Raw genomic sequence first — 14,380 nt, 5'->3', positions numbered from 1 at the left:
TCCCGGACGAGCAGGCGGTGCGGCGGGGCCGGAAGGACGCCGCCGGACTGGAGCGGCGGCTGGCGGCGCTCGCCCCGGCCGTCGCCGGCGCCCTGGCCGAGAAGCAGCGCCGGGACGCCGTCGGCGCCGTGCGCAACCAGCTGGCCGCGGCCGGCCCGCACGCCGCGTTCGACCCTGAGGGGGCGCTCCGGGTGACCGGGCTGCTGACCAAAGCGGAGGCCGCCGCGCCCGGGTCCGCGTTCACGGCGGTGTTCCGGGCTCTGACCGCGGAGACCACCGCGCACCTGTCGGCGGCCGCGGCCAACCGTGCGGCGTTCGAGGACCTGCGGGCGCGCGTCGACGCCGCCGGCGGCGCCCTGGACCGGGTGCTCGCCGAGGCCGCCGCCGAGGGCGCGCCGCTGCCCGGCGGGCAGAACGCCCGCTTCGCCGTCGGCCGGCTGCGGCAGACGCTCGGCGGGGACTGGCCGGGCGCGGGCGCGCTGGCCTCGGCCGAACAGGATCTGGCGCAGCTGGTCGGGTCGATCCGGACGCTGACCACGGAGCTGGAGGTGTGGCTGCGGCTGATGGACCGGATCGCGGCCGTCGCCGGCGCGGTGATCGACGCGGCGCCGAAGGCCGGGCTGCGGCTGGTGCCGGGCAGCCTGGAGCGGGACGGGGACCGCGTCACGTTCCGGACGGAGCGGGCCGCCGACGAGTCGCCGCTCACCGTCGAGGTCGGTCCGGCCGAGAACGACGAGGTGGCGATCGTCTATCACGGCTCCGGCTCCGACTTCCGCACCGCCTTCGCCGCCGACGGTGAGGAGAAGCACTGCGACCTCACCGAGGAGATCCTGACACAGCTGCACACCGAGCTGGAGGCCGCGGACATCGCGACGAGCGGCCTGCGCTGGGAGGGCAAGCCCGACGGGCGGCTGCGGGCCGCGCAGGTCCGGCCGGAGAGCCTGCCGAGGGGGCGGGAGCGGTGACCATCATGGGTTCGGGCCCTGAGCCCACCTCGTCGCGGCGGGGCAGCTCGGCCTGGCTCCAACGGGCCGTGGCCGAGATCCGCCGCGGCCGCCACCTCATCCTGCACGGCAACATCCACGACCTCGTCTGGTGGCGCGGCGACTACCTGCCGCTGGAGGACGCGCTGGCCGTCGTGCTGGAGAACCTGCACTACCGGCTGATCGGTTTCTACGACCCCGTCGACCATCTGCGGGTCCGGGGCGACGACGACCTGGCCCGGTTCGAGCACCACGTCCGGCGGGCGGGCCGCGCGGCCCGCGACGGCGGGGCGGGGCGCGGCGACCGGGACCGCGAAGCCGGGCGGGAGCGTGAACCCGGTCGCGCTCCCGCCCCTTCCACCCCGTCCGCCGGCCGCACGCGGACGGCCGCGCTGGAACGACGCCTCACGAGCGCCGTCGACGCCTCCCCGGTGCCGGCGTACGACGGGCCGCAGGCGGCGCTCACCGCGATCCGCCGCGTGCTGGCCCAGGACGACGAGCCCGCCGCGTTCGTCGTCGACGGCGGCGACCTGCTGCTGTTCGACCCCGCGCACGGCGACCAGGCCGACCGCAGCCTGCTGGGCGTGGTGAAGAAGGCCATGCTGGGCGCGGCCGAGATCCAGTACCAGCGCAACCTGCTGATCCTGACCGTCGGCGACCTGGCCGCGCTGCCGGAGTGGCTGTACCGGGACGAGCCGTTCGTGCAGACCGTGGAGGTGCTGCGGCCGACCGTGGAGGAGCGCGAGGCCTATCTGCAGGTGCTGGAGTCGCGGTTCCACGGTGCCTCGGAGCTCGCGCCCGCGGTCCTGGACCGCAGCGTGCGCGCGCTGGCCAACCTGTCCGACGGCATGGCCCTGACCGAGCTCGACGGCCTGTGGCGGACCAGCCGCGCGCAGCGGATCCCGCTGGACGAGCCGCGCGAGCTGATCAACCGGACCCGGTTCGGCCGCAAGGCCGACCCCTGGGCCGCGCACCGTGGCCGGGATCCGCGCGAGACCCGGGCCCGGCTCGGCGCGCGGGTGGTCGGGCAGGACGCGGCGGTGGACCGGGTCGGCAGAGCCCTGACGGCGGCCACGCTCGGCATCGACCTGGCCGCCGATCCGCACAGCCCGGAGGCCCGGCCCAAGGGCGTGTTCTTCTTCGTCGGCCCCACCGGGGTCGGCAAGACCGAGCTGGTGCGGGCGCTGAGCGAGCTCGTGTTCGACGACGAGGCGGCGATGTGCCGGTTCGACATGTCCTCCTTCTCCGAGCCGCACAACGCCGAGCGCTTCTACGGCGCGCCGCCCGGCTACGTCGGCCACGAGCGCGGCGGCGAGCTCACCAACCGGATGCACCAGCGGCCGTTCAGCGTGCTGTTGTTCGACGAGGTCGAGAAAGCGCACGAGTCGATCTTCGACAAGTTTCTGCAGGTCCTGGAGGACGGCCGGCTGACCGACGGCCTGGGCCGGACCGCGTACTTCTCGCAGAGCCTGATCGTCTTCACCTCGAACCTGGGCGCCGACTCGATCTACCGGCAGGTCCGGCAGGGCGGCCCGGAGGGGCTGCCGACGTACGAGCAGGTCTCGGAGCACTTCGAGCAGGAGGTGCGGCGGCACTTCGCCGAGAAGCTGCGGCGCCCGGAGCTGCTCGGCCGCCTCGGCGACGGGATCGTGTCCTTCGACATCGTGCGCCCCGAACACGTTCCGGTGATCGTCCGGAAGTTCCTCGGCTACCTGGTCCGCAACGCCGGGCGCAAGGGCGTGCGCCTGGAGGTCGACGAGGAGCCCGTGATCGACCTGGTGGTGCGGACCATCAGCGACCCGGCGGTCGCCGCGCTCGGCTACCGCCAGGTTCCGGTGATCCTCACCCGCGCGTTGCGCGACCCGCTGGTCCACGAGATCGCCGAGCACGGTCCGGACGGGCACTGGTACGCGACCGTCGAACCGGGCAGCCCGGTCGCCACGGTGGTGCGGCACTGAGCGGCGCGCGGCCCGCGCGGTCCGTCAGAGCCCGATGTCCCGTTCACCGGTCCCCGAACGGCAGTCCGAGAGGAGTCCGCCGATGAGCCAGCGGTTCCAGCCGCTGCCGCCGCCCGCGCTGCCGGTGCCGGCCGCCGAGCTGGTGGTCCACCACCTCCGCTTCCGCGCGGACGCCGACGACCCGATGACGCTGCGCCCGGTGTCGGAAACCCTGGAGGACGACCGCACCGCCTGGATCGGGCGCCTGCTGGAGTGCGGCGCCCCCACGGACATGCCGAGCCTGGCGTTCAGCCGTCTCCCGGACCGGAGCACGGTGCTGTGCCGGGCCGTCGCGCGCCGGGCGGCGCCGTCCGGACTCGAGGTCGAGGCCCGCCTCGTGATCTGGACCCAGGGTTCGGAGCGGCGCGCCGGCTATGCGATCGACGCTTGGAGCGGGCGGTTCTGGGGCCCGGACCGGGACCGTGTCGGCCATGCCGAGCATGCCGGCCACGCCGAGCATGCCGACCACGCCGACCACGCCGAGCACGCCGACCACGCCACGGCGCCAGTCGCCGCCGCGGCCGACCTGCACCGGTTCGCCCGCCGCGTGCGCGGCCAACTGGCCTCAGTGCTCGCCGACGCCCGGAGCCTGTTCGCCGAACAGGCCGGACCGCAGCTGCTGCTGGTGTACCGCGAACAGGTCGACGTCGTGTTCTGGATCGCCCTGATCTGCGCCTCCCTGCCGCCCGAAGCCGCTGAACGCCTGACCTTCACCACCTTCGCCCGTCACCCCTCCACGGCCTACCAGCAGATCGTCGGCATCGCGCCGGACAGCACGGACTTCGGCTTCAGGACTGACGAGCTGACCCACACCTACCGGGTCCGCGGCGAGGGCGGACGCCTGAGCCCACCGGCCGAGGACCCCTGGGCCGACCTCGCCGCCGCGCTGTGGCTGGCCGAGCGCCACGACCTGATCACCGACGCCGTGCGGCTGCCCGCCGGCCGGCCCTTCGACGCCGGGCGCCTGGCCGTGCTCGCGCTGCTCGAAGAAGTCGACCTGGAGGTCGACACCCGGCTCCAGGTCCTCGACTGGCTGTCCCGGAAGACCAACACCAGCGGCATCTCGCACGACGACAAGGCCACGCTCACCCGCTGGCTGCTCGACACCGCCAGGGCGACGCCCGGTCAGGGGCCGGTCTGGCAGGCCGTCGGTCCCGCGCTGGCCGCGCTGCGGCTGCGCGCCGAGGACGCCGCCGACGAGGCCGCGATGGAGCTCGGCCGGGTCGCGCTCGCGCGCGCCGCCGCCGATCCCGCGGGGGTCGCCGCCGACCCGCTGGGCGGCCTCGACCTCGCCTCCCACCAGCGCAACCGGCTCGGTGCCGAGTTCAGCGGGCCGGTGCTGACCACGCTCAAGGCCGAAGGCGCGGTCGACCTGGCCGCACTCCGCGGCGGGCTGACCCTCGCCCGCTCGCTGCTGCTGCTGTCCGAGACCGTGCTCGCCGGCCTGGGCCGCCGCCTCGCCGACGTGCTGCTCGGCGCCGGCGACCGGGCCGACCGCGCCGCCGTCCTGGACCTGCTCGGCTCGCCGTCCGAAGCCGACCTCTCGGCGGCCGTGACCGCACGGCTGGAGGCAGTGGCCCAAGGCGGCGACGTCCTGGCGGTCCGCGACCTGTTCGCCGGCCCGGTCCGCATCTGGCTGGCGCGGCAGCCGATGGACCGCACCCCGGTGCTGCGCCTGATCGCCATCGCGCAGGAACCGAAGATCGCCGGGCTGCGGGGCTACGCCTGCTTCGACGCCCTGCGCGGGCGGGTGCGCAAGCTCGACACCTCGCTGCTGCGCGCGATGGTCGAACTGGCCTGGCCGGACACCGCCTTCGGTCTGCCGCTCGCCGACGCCGCGGGGCTGGGCCGCACACTGAGCGCCCGGGACCTGCGGGAGCAGGCCTTCGCCTCGCTGCTGGTCGATACGTTCAACCGCCACACCGACGTCGTCATGCCCGACGAACGCCGGGACCTGGCCGAACTGGCCGGGGTCCTGAAGGACCTCAGCGGGCTGTCGCCGAGCCTCCGGACCACGGCGCAGCTGCTCGTGGAGATGGGCGGCGCGGAGCGCGGCCGCCGTTCCCTCGACCGGGTCGCGCACATCGTCGGCGACCTGCTCTCCGAGGGCCCGGCCCGCCCCGCCGTCCGGGACGACGTGCTGAAGCGGCTGGCGGTGCTCTACGTCGAGGCCCCCGCCGAGGAGCTGAGACGCGGGGACGTCCTGGGCCGGCTGCTGACGGTCGGCGGACACCGGCTGCTCGACGCCTACGGCGAGGCGCACCGCGAGCGCGCGGGCGCGGTGCGCACGGCGATGGTGCACGACGCCGAGTACGCGGCCGTGCGCTACGAACTCTGGCGCGCGCTGCGGCACGCGGACGACGACCGGGCCCAGCGGATCGGCAGGGACCTGATCCACGGCCTGGTTCTGCCCACGATGCGCGCGGCGGGGCTGGAGTGGGCGGACCGCGTCGTCAAGCAGTTCCGCCGCCGCGACGACCTGCGCGACTCCTGGCGCCAGGCGTGGGAGCACGCCACGGCGCCGCCGCCCGGTCCGGGCGAACCGCGGGAACCGCGGGAGCCGCGGGACCACCGCACCACCCACCACCCGGCCCCGGCCGGGACCGAGACGGAACAGGAGAACCAGCGATGACCACCGGTCCGGAGGAAATGGACATCCCGGGCGGTCCGATGACCAAGCGGTCGGTGAACTTCTACTGGCTGCTGGACTGCTCCGGGTCGATGAGCGTGAACGGCAAGATGGCCGCGCTCAACACCGCGATCCGCGAGGCGGTCCCCGAGCTGCGCTCGGTCGCCCAGGGCTACCCGGCGGCCCAGCTGCTGATCCGCACCGTCCGCTTCAGCGAGCGGGCCGACTGGCACGGGCCCGGGGCCACCGCGATCGAGACGTACGTGTGGAACGACCTGGTCGCGGCCGGCGGCAGCACGGCCATGGGCAGCGCGTTCAAACTGGTCGCCGACGAGTTCCAGAGCCCGACGATGCCCAGCCGGGCCATGCGGCCGGTGCTGGTGCTGGTCTCGGACGGCCAGCCGACCGACGACTGGCGGTCCGGCCTGCGCGCGATCGAGGCGACCGACTGGGGCCGCAAGGCGGTGCGGGTGGCGGTGGCCATCGGCGACGACGCGGACCGCCAGATGATGCAGGAGTTCGTCAACGACCCCGAGCTGCCGGTGCTGCGCGCGCAGAACGGCAAGCAGATCGCCGCGGCGATCCGGTGGGCGTCGACCAACGCGCTCAACATGGCGTCCTCGGGCTCCGGATCCCCGTCGCCGGGCGCCGGCACCTCGCGGGGCGGCGGCGCGGCGTCGACGACCTTCGGCGCCGCCCCGACCGTGACCCGGACCCGGACCCGCTTCCCGTTCGGCGCGGGATCGGCCCAGCCGCACGGCAACATCCTCGACGACGACCCCGACTTCTTCGACTGATGGGCGGCGACACCCCGGCGTGGACCCCGGTCCACGCCACGGTCAAGGGCGCGAACAAGAAGTACTCCCAGGACGCGCTGCGGTTCCGCGCGGTGGCCGACGGCGCGGCGCTGCTGCTGACGGTCGCCGACGGCCACGGCGCGGCCCCGCACCGGCGCAGCCACCTGGGGTCGGCGTGGGCGGTGGAGGAGTTCGTCCGCTGCGTCACGCCGTTCGCCCGGATGGTGGCCGAGCTCGAGGGGGAGGGGCCCGGCGCCTGGCGGCGGCTGCGCGAGGCCGGTGACCTGCCCCTGCGCCGGACCGTGTGCCGGAGCTGGCTGGACCGCACCCGGCTGCACGACCTCAACGCGCCCTCGCGGGGGACGGCCGGCCCCGCGGCGGAGTTCGGCCGGGACCGGCTGGTGCCCTACGGCAGCACCCTGCTCGGCGTCCTGCTGTCGCGGACCCAGGTCTTCTGCTGGCAGCTCGGCGACGGCGACATCGTGCTCGTCGACGAGAACGGCCCGCCGCGGCACCTGTTCGCCGAGACCGGCGACAAGGTCGGCGACGAGACCGACTCGCTGTGCGGGCCCGAGCCGTGGCACCGGATGCGCACCCACTGGCAGCCGCTGTCCAGCCTGGGCCGCGACCGCCTGATCATGATCAACACCGACGGGCTGACGAACAGCTTCGCCGACGGCGACGGCTACGTGCGGTTCGCCCAGGACGTCTACGACCGGTTCCGGGCGCACGGCCCGGCCTGGGTCGGCGAACGCCTGCCGGGCTGGCTCGAACGGGCGGCCGACAACTCCGGGGACGACACCACGCTCCTGGCCGCGTACGCGCCCGGGTCCGCCGCACCCCGCACGTCCTCGGAAACCAGAAGAGGGAAGGAACTATGAACAGTCGACTCAGCTCCGGCAGCGTCCTGCGCACCGAGGACGGCGCGAAGGTGAGCGTCGAGGGGATGTTCGGGTTCGGCGGCCAGGGCGAGGTCTACAAGGTCTCGGTCGAGGGCAGACCGTTCGCGCTGAAGTGGTACTACCCGGAGTGGGCCACTCCGCAGCAGCGGATGATCCTGGAGGGCTTGGTAGGCCGCCAGATCCGGGACCCGCGCTTCCTGTGGCCCCGGCACCTGGTGACCGGCCCGCGGGGCTTCGGCTACCTGATGGACGTGCGGCCGGACCGCTTCATCGATCTGCCGCGCCTGTTCAAGCGGGACCGGGCGGTGCGCGGCCTGACGCCGCGGACCCTGCTGGTCGTCGCCCTGAACACCGCCGAGGCCTTCCGCCACCTGCACGTCCAGGGCATCTCCTACCGCGACATCTCCTGGGGCAACCTGTTCTTCGACCCGCGCACCGGCGAGGTGCTGGTCTGCGACAACGACAACGCGGTGTTCGAGGGCGCGCCGACCTCCATCGGCGGCACCATGCAGTTCATGGCCCCGGAACTGGTCCGCAACGATCCCGGCGCGGTCCCGTGCACCCAGACCGACCTGCACGCCCTCGCCGTGCTGCTGTTCATGCTGCTGATGAACCACCACCCGCTGGACGGCGCGGCCGCGCTGAAGGTCGGCATCATGGACGACGACGCCTGGCTCCGCCTGAACGGCACCGACCCGGTGTTCGTCTTCGACCCGAAGATCGACACCAACCGCCCGGTCCCCGGCGAACAGGACACCGTGCTCGGCACCTGGGCCGCGACCCCGCCGATCCTGCGCGCCCTGTTCGAACAGGCCTTCACCGTCGGGCTGCAGGACCCGGGCCGCCGCGTCGCGGAGAACCAGTGGCGCGACGCCTTCCGCGACGCCCACGACGCCGTGGTGGTCTGCGCGAACTGCCAGCGGCAGAACATGGTGCAGCCGGGCCCCGAGGTCGCGCCGACCCCGTGCTGGTCCTGCAAGCAGACGCTCAAGCTGCCGCCGCGCCTGGAGATCTCCAGCGGCATGGGCCGGGTGCGCACCGTGCGCTCCATCCGGCTCTCGCCGGGTGCCAAAGTGCTGTCGTTCCACCTGCGCTCGGACCCCGACGTGCACGACTTCGAGGACGTCGTGGCGGAGGTGGTCCCCCACCCGACCGAGGCCGGCCGCCTCGGCCTGCGGAACAAGCAGCCGCGGGAGTGGATGGTGCACCGGGAGGACGCCCGCAAGCCGAACGCGGTGCCGATGGAGAAGGGCGTGATGCTGCGCGAGGGACTGCTGATCGAGTTCGGGGAGGGGGCCGAGGGGGTCTTCCGGGCCGTGTGAGCCGCTTCGAAGGCTCACACGGCGCCGCTGCCGCACGTCACGGGCGGCGCCGCCGGAACCAGGTCCAGGGCGCCCACCAGCGGCGGCGGCGAAGCGGGGTCGGCCCGGGACTCGAAGTCGGAGGTGTGAACGAGGCGGTGGGCCGGTTGACGGGCCATGGGCGGAACGGGGGCGGCAGCGCGGGGAGGAGCACCGTGGCCGCGGAGGTGACCACCAGATCTGCGTCCGGTCGGCCCAGCGGCTCGACCGTGATCTGACACGCTGAGCGGTCGACGGCTATGCGGAAGCCCGTGGCGGGATAGCGGCTGCGGGACAGCAGGGCCCTGCGGGTTGTTCCGCCGACCTGCCACGAGACCGCCACCAGGACCGCGGGGTCCGGCCAGCTGAACTCGACGGTCGCCGTGTTCGCGGTGCCTGCGGTGTTCGCGGTGTTCGCGGTGTTCGCTGGGCGCGACACGCGGAGGTCGCGCGGGGCCGGGACGACCTGGACCAGTGCGCTCGGTCCGGCCACGGCCCGGTCGCCGAGGGTCGAGACGGCGAGGAAGCGCGTGGTGTGGCCGGGACGCGCGGTGAACCGGACTTCTGGCGACTCCGATGCCGCCGCCAGCGTTGTCAGCCCTGGTACGCCGACGGGGCGATGACGGACGAAGGCACTGATGTCCGAGCCCAGAGACGTCGCGCCGTAGGGCCATATCGCGATATCGGCGGTACCGACCTCGGGAGCGGACCACGCTATGCGGAGGGGGAGTCCGCGGTCCGCCGCGTCGGGCGGAACGGTTGTCGCCTCCGCCATCTCCGTGGCCTTGGCCACCTCCACCTGCATTTGCCGGACCGGTGCTGGCCACCGTCCCACCCGAACCGTGACTGTCACGCCGTCGGACCACACCGTTCCGGTCGTCGTCACGTAGCCGCACTGCACGCGGTACTCGTAGTCCCCCTCCTCGACTCCCGCGTCGAGCGCGCCGTCGTCCTGGCACTCGACCTCAACCGCGGCCTCGTCGCCGCACCGCAGCACCCGTACCTGGTCAGCACGATCGGGCGCGCGCCATGACAGCTGTACTCCATATGGCGTATCCCGCACCGCCGGCAGCTGGACCTCCGGGGTGTGGCGGATACGGTCCGTCGCGACCGGAACGGCGTCGATCACCCCGTCCCGCAGTGGGATCGCGATGTAGCGCACCGAGCGTCCGAACTCGACGGCGGTGTCGGTGACCGACCCGGCGAAGTCGGTGTCTTCGAAGGCCGGCTCGCCGTCGGTGGCGTCGTCATAGAGGCGCAGAACCGACCAGGAGACGTCGGCCTCCCGGCTCCGCCGCAGCTCCAGCACCAGGCCCTCGTCGGTGGCGCTGATCTGCAGGTCGTGGGCCGCCGCGACACGGGAGTCGGCGAGCCGGATCGCCGACCGCAGCAGACCGTGGTGGGCGTGCCGTTCGTCGGAGACGAGGCGGGCCGCCTGAAGGTAGCGGGTGGCGCACTCCTCGGGATCGCCGTCGTCCTCCAGCGCCCGCGCCTCCGCCAGGAACCCGTTCGCGGTCCCGATCCGCTGCTCGATGTCCTGCGCGAGCTGGGCGAGCCGCCAGTCGCCGTGGTCCGCCGGCAGCCGGGCCAGCAGGCGCGCGGCCTGGCTCAGGCGCCGGTCGGCGACGTGGTCCGCGAGCCGCTCCGCCGCGTCGGCCGCACGGGCGTCGAGCCGGACGGAGGCGTGCACGTGGACCAGCACGGCGGCCGCCTCAGTGGAATGGACGCCGAGGTCGGTCAGCTGCTGCTCGGTGACGGCGCCCGGCCTCCCGGCGGCGCGCCCCGCGATGTCCACGAGCTGGTAGAGCAGGGCCTGCCGCAGGATGTCGCCGTAGTCGTCGAGCGCGGCGTCCAGCAGGCCGAGCAACTCCGTCGCCGTCGGGGCGTGCGCGCCGAAGCGGCGCTCGGCGTCGGCGCGGACCTGGGCGATCGCGGCGTGGTCGAGCCGTCGCCACAGCCCGGGCCGACCGATCCAGATCCCGTCCACGACCAGGAAGCAGGCTCGGCCGGTGGCGTCGGTCTCGGCGCCGAAGGGCGGCGTCTCAGGGGCCACGAGGTCGGCCAGATGCCGCAGGCCCAGCGTGGCCAGGCCGGCCTTGAGCACCGGGTAGCCGCGCAAGCCGGGGAAGCGCGGCGCGGACTGGCCGCTCATGTCGCCGCGGTGAACAGGAAGACCTGGATCTCAGCCGCGCCGCCGCTGTCGTGGCTCAGATCCATGTAGGACCGCAGCACGGTGCTGTGTTGCGGGAACAAGGTCGGGAACTTGCTGCTGAGCAGACCGTTGATGGTCTGGGCGTAGGCGATGTCGTCGTTGATGTCCGAGCCCCAGCCGAAGGTGAGGACGAAGCCGGCCCGGCGGTCTTTGTACTTGGCCAGCCCCTTGGCCAGCTGCGCGGTCAGATGTTCGGTGTCACCCCTGTCGCCGGTCACGTCGATGACCACCGGTGTCGGGTCCAGCGCCTGCGGCCCGACCAGCGTCGGCTTCGAGGGGGTGGGTGTCGGCGTGGGTGTCGGCGTAGGCGTAGGCGTAGGCGTCGGCGTGGGAGTGGGCGTCGGCGACGGAGTCGCGACCGGCTTGGCGACCGGCACATCGGCCTGGCTCCCCAACGCCACGATCATGATCACCAGCATCAGGTCGGCGAACAGCCACCCGGCGAGCGTCACCAGCGACCGGTCGCTCCGCGCACGCCGCGGCCCGGTCACGGCGTCGGCCCCGAAGCAGCGGGGCTCGGCCGGGCACCGTTCGAGCCCTGCTGCCCGCCGGCCGGGTCGGCCTGGGCCGGGATGGTCGGGCGCGGCGCGCGCAGCACCAGACCGGTGCCGCGCTCCACGGTCTCGGCGGCCCCCACCCACAACGCGGCCGCCTCGTCCCAGCGGTCGACGACCCGCCCGAGCTGCAGGATCGACGTGGCGGTCTCCTGCGACACCCGCTGCAGCTCCTTGACGATGTCGGCCGCCGAGCGCAGCACGGCCTCGGTCCGCCGGTTCAGGTCGCCCTGCACAGCGGTCAGCTCCTTCACCGCGACCTCGACCCGGTTCCCCGCGTCCCGCAGCTGAGTACCGACCGCCTCGACCGCCTCGGTGCTGTGCCGCGTGGCCGCGACCAGGTTCTCCCGTGCGGTGTCGACGGCCCCGGCGACCTGCGTCTGGCTGTTCCGCAGCGCGTCGACACCCTGGCGCACCACCTCACGGGTCTGCTCCGCGGCCTGGTCGGCGGCCGCGGTCACCACGGACTGGGTGTTCCGCAAGGCGTCCACACCCTGCCGCACCACTTCCCGCGTCTGCTCCGCGGCCTGGTCGGCAGCGGCGGCCAACGTGTCCCGCGCGGAGTCGACAGCCCCCGCGACCTGCGTCTGGCCGTCGCGCAGCGCGTCGACTCCCTGGCGCACCACTTCCCGCGTCTGCTCAGCGGCCTTGTCCGCAGCGGCGATCCCACTCCTGTTGACGTCGACCAGCTTGTCGGTCCCGTCCCGCAGCAGGTCACCCGCCGCACTCGTCGTGGCGGCCTGGGCCAGGGCCAGCGCCTCGACCCCACTCCGCATGGCCTCCTGCGCCCGCACCGCCGCCTGACTCGCCTCAGCCGCAGCGGCACTGACCTGATCAGCGGTACCGATCAGCCGAGTAGCCAGCGCGTCACTGCTCTTCAACGTCCGCGAGGCAGCCTCCTGCGTCCGCTTGGCCCCGTCGATGAGCTCCTTGAGCCGCTCCGCCGACGTGCTGAGCGCGGACTCGAAGTGTGCGGGCGACGTCAGCTGCTTGGCGTTCAGCACCAGCTGAGCCCGCGTCAACGCGACCGTGAGACGCCCCACGATCCGCACCCCGTCGGCCTCCTCCTGCTCGGCATCGGCCAACGCCTTCCGCCGCGCCAACGAATGCACCCCCGCCAGCAGCAACAGCAGCACGATGAACCCCACCGCGGCGAAGGCGACATCACCGAACCGCCCCACAGCCCACAACCGATTGTTGAAGCCGCCCTGCCACAACTCCAGAAACGGCTTCGCCTTCTCCTCCGCGGAGTCCTGCGAGAGCAACTCCCCATAGCAGTACCCGGCGAACGCCAACCCGGTCCACGTCAGCAGCAACGGAAAGAACACGATGACCCCGAGAACGGACTCAGCAGTCCGCTCCCACCCCCGCCGCCTGGCCCCACCCCCCGCCGCCACGTTCTCCACCCGCGCCAACGCACCGACCAGATCAAGCTCGGCCCACCGCAGCAGATCCCGCCCCTGCTCCAGATCGGCCCCGAGCAACTGGACGACGGCCTCCGCCCCAGGCGTCAGCCCCTCGATCGCCGCCAACTCCGCGGCGACCGCCTTGTCGCTGACTATGTCGCTACTCACGACTGCTACTGACGGACCGCCTGTGCCTTCGGAACATCGTCCTTCGCAGGACCGATCCACGCGGTGATCACATAAGAAGCCACAACCGCCAAGATCACCAACGGCGTCAGCGCCAAGGCGTCAGACGGGAACAGCAAAGCCGGTAGCAGCACGGACGTCATGGGCAGGCCCAGCATCGCCACCGACATGGCGCCCATCCCCATGGCTGCCCCCGCGACCATGGGCAGGCCGGGCATGTGCGAAAAGGCGATCCCGCCGGCGGCGCCGATGTAGAGACCGGGGAAGACCGGGCCGCCGCGGAAGCAGCTGAGGGAGAGGGCGTAGGCCGCCGACTTGAACAGCGCCACCAGCACCAGCGAGTTCGCCGACCAGGTGGCCGCGCTGTCCACCAGGGCGGGCAGGGCCGTCTGGCCGGAGAACAGCACGTCGGAGGTGCTGCGGCCGGTGCTTTCGGCGAAGGCGATCGCACAGCCGGCTACGGCCAGGCCGACCAGCGGCATCAGTGTGATCATGCGCTTTTCGACGATGGGCTGCAGGGTGAGGGCCGTGCGGCGGATGACGGTGCCGACCAGAGCGGCCGCGACGCCGATGGCCAGGGCCCACAGGAGTTCGTAGCCAGTGGGCTTGGTGAAGGCGGGGGCGTTGTGGATGCTCAGGCTGAAGGTGCCGTAGCCGGTCCAGTCGTCCAGGCCCACGAACATCAGCGCGCCGATGCCGGCGGCGAGGAGGCCCGGTACCAGGATGACGCCCAGCGCCAGGCCGCCGAGTCCGGCCGCCTCCATGAGCAGGAACGCGCCGATGATCGGTGAGCCCAGCAGGGTGGCGATGGCGGCGAAGGCTCCGGCCGCGGCGACGGCGGCCACCGCGCTGGCCGGCGCGTCGCGCTTCAGCAGGCGCACCGCCAGAGCGCCCAGCCCGCTGCCGATCGCGATCAGGGGTGCTTCGGGGCCGAGGACCACGCCGAGCGCGAGGGTGGCGAACGAAGCCAGGATGACGCCGTAGAGGTCGACCGGCCGCACGGTGCCGGACGCCTTGAAGCCCTCGGCGGGCTTGTGGCCCGAGGTGCCCGGCAGGAATCTGATGGAGGTGGCCACGATCACGCCGCTCACGAACAGCGGGAGCAGCGGCCACCAGACTGGCTCCTTGGCCCACCCCAGGTCCTTGGGCAAGGTCGTGAAGACATAGGTCTGCGACGCGTCGACGGCCTTGAGGTAGAAGTAGGCCACGGTGGACACCGGGACTCCGACCACCCCGGCCAGCACAAGGAGCACCACGTAGGCGCGCGATTTCAGCAACTCGGCCGGGTTCAGAGACGACGGAGGTCCGGGGGCGGCCGAGTCGGTCATATCCGCATGATAGTAACCAGCGGTATCAAAAGGCTCATCTCGGGCA

General features: G+C 73.2%; 9 protein-coding genes and 1 pseudogene. 6 read left to right on the top strand and 4 right to left on the bottom strand.

The window, feature by feature from the left end:
- From ABD466_RS28030 to ABD466_RS28005, 6 genes and pseudogenes are all read left to right on the top strand, one after another.
- Positions 1–965, top strand: a pseudogene (locus ABD466_RS28030) (hypothetical protein); the annotation flags it as partial.
- A 5-nt stretch (positions 966–970) separates the two neighbouring features.
- Entirely contained in the window at positions 971–2,941 is a 1,971-nt protein-coding gene (locus ABD466_RS28025) for an AAA family ATPase (protein WP_344660179.1), read from the top strand.
- Between the two features lie 82 nt (positions 2,942–3,023).
- Entirely contained in the window at positions 3,024–5,612 is a 2,589-nt protein-coding gene (locus tag ABD466_RS28020) for a GTPase-associated protein 1-related protein (RefSeq protein ID WP_344660178.1), read from the top strand.
- Positions 5,609–6,406 carry a vWA domain-containing protein gene (locus ABD466_RS28015; protein ID WP_344660177.1) on the top strand — a complete coding sequence of 266 codons (798 nt, stop codon included), beginning with the start codon at positions 5,609–5,611 and terminating at the stop codon, positions 6,404–6,406. The genes ABD466_RS28020 and ABD466_RS28015 overlap by 4 nt, the downstream gene beginning before the upstream one ends.
- Positions 6,406–7,287 carry a protein phosphatase 2C domain-containing protein gene (locus ABD466_RS28010; protein ID WP_344660176.1) on the top strand — a complete coding sequence of 294 codons (882 nt, stop codon included), beginning with the start codon at positions 6,406–6,408 and terminating at the stop codon, positions 7,285–7,287. The genes ABD466_RS28015 and ABD466_RS28010 overlap by 1 nt, the downstream gene beginning before the upstream one ends.
- Positions 7,284–8,630, top strand: coding sequence for a protein kinase domain-containing protein (locus tag ABD466_RS28005; protein WP_344660175.1), 1,347 nt, complete (start codon positions 7,284–7,286; stop codon positions 8,628–8,630). The genes ABD466_RS28010 and ABD466_RS28005 overlap by 4 nt, the downstream gene beginning before the upstream one ends.
- 37 nt (positions 8,631–8,667) lie before the next feature.
- Here ABD466_RS28005 and ABD466_RS28000 read toward each other — a convergent pair whose 3' ends face one another.
- The 4 genes from ABD466_RS28000 to ABD466_RS27985 are packed head-to-tail and all read right to left on the bottom strand — an operon-like array spanning position 8,668 to position 14,334.
- Positions 8,668–10,800 carry a hypothetical protein gene (locus ABD466_RS28000; protein ID WP_344660174.1) on the bottom strand — a complete coding sequence of 711 codons (2,133 nt, stop codon included), beginning with the start codon at positions 10,798–10,800 and terminating at the stop codon, positions 8,668–8,670.
- Entirely contained in the window at positions 10,797–11,351 is a 555-nt protein-coding gene (locus ABD466_RS27995; protein WP_344660173.1) for a hypothetical protein, read from the bottom strand. Before ABD466_RS27995 ends, ABD466_RS28000 begins: the two co-directional genes overlap by 4 nt.
- Positions 11,348–12,988, bottom strand: coding sequence for a coiled-coil domain-containing protein (locus tag ABD466_RS27990; protein WP_344660172.1), 1,641 nt, complete (start codon positions 12,986–12,988; stop codon positions 11,348–11,350). The genes ABD466_RS27995 and ABD466_RS27990 overlap by 4 nt, the downstream gene beginning before the upstream one ends.
- A gap of 5 nt (positions 12,989–12,993) precedes the next feature.
- Positions 12,994–14,334 carry a chloride channel protein gene (locus ABD466_RS27985; RefSeq protein ID WP_344660171.1) on the bottom strand — a complete coding sequence of 447 codons (1,341 nt, stop codon included), beginning with the start codon at positions 14,332–14,334 and terminating at the stop codon, positions 12,994–12,996.
- Between the last annotated feature and the right edge of the window lie 46 nt (positions 14,335–14,380).

The organism is Catenulispora subtropica, assembly GCF_039531675.1.
In the GTDB taxonomy this organism is placed as follows: Bacteria; Actinomycetota; Actinomycetes; order Streptomycetales; family Catenulisporaceae; genus Catenulispora; species Catenulispora subtropica.
Note: the sequence above shows the minus strand (reverse complement) of the source record. Positions and strands in the feature narration are given on the sequence as shown.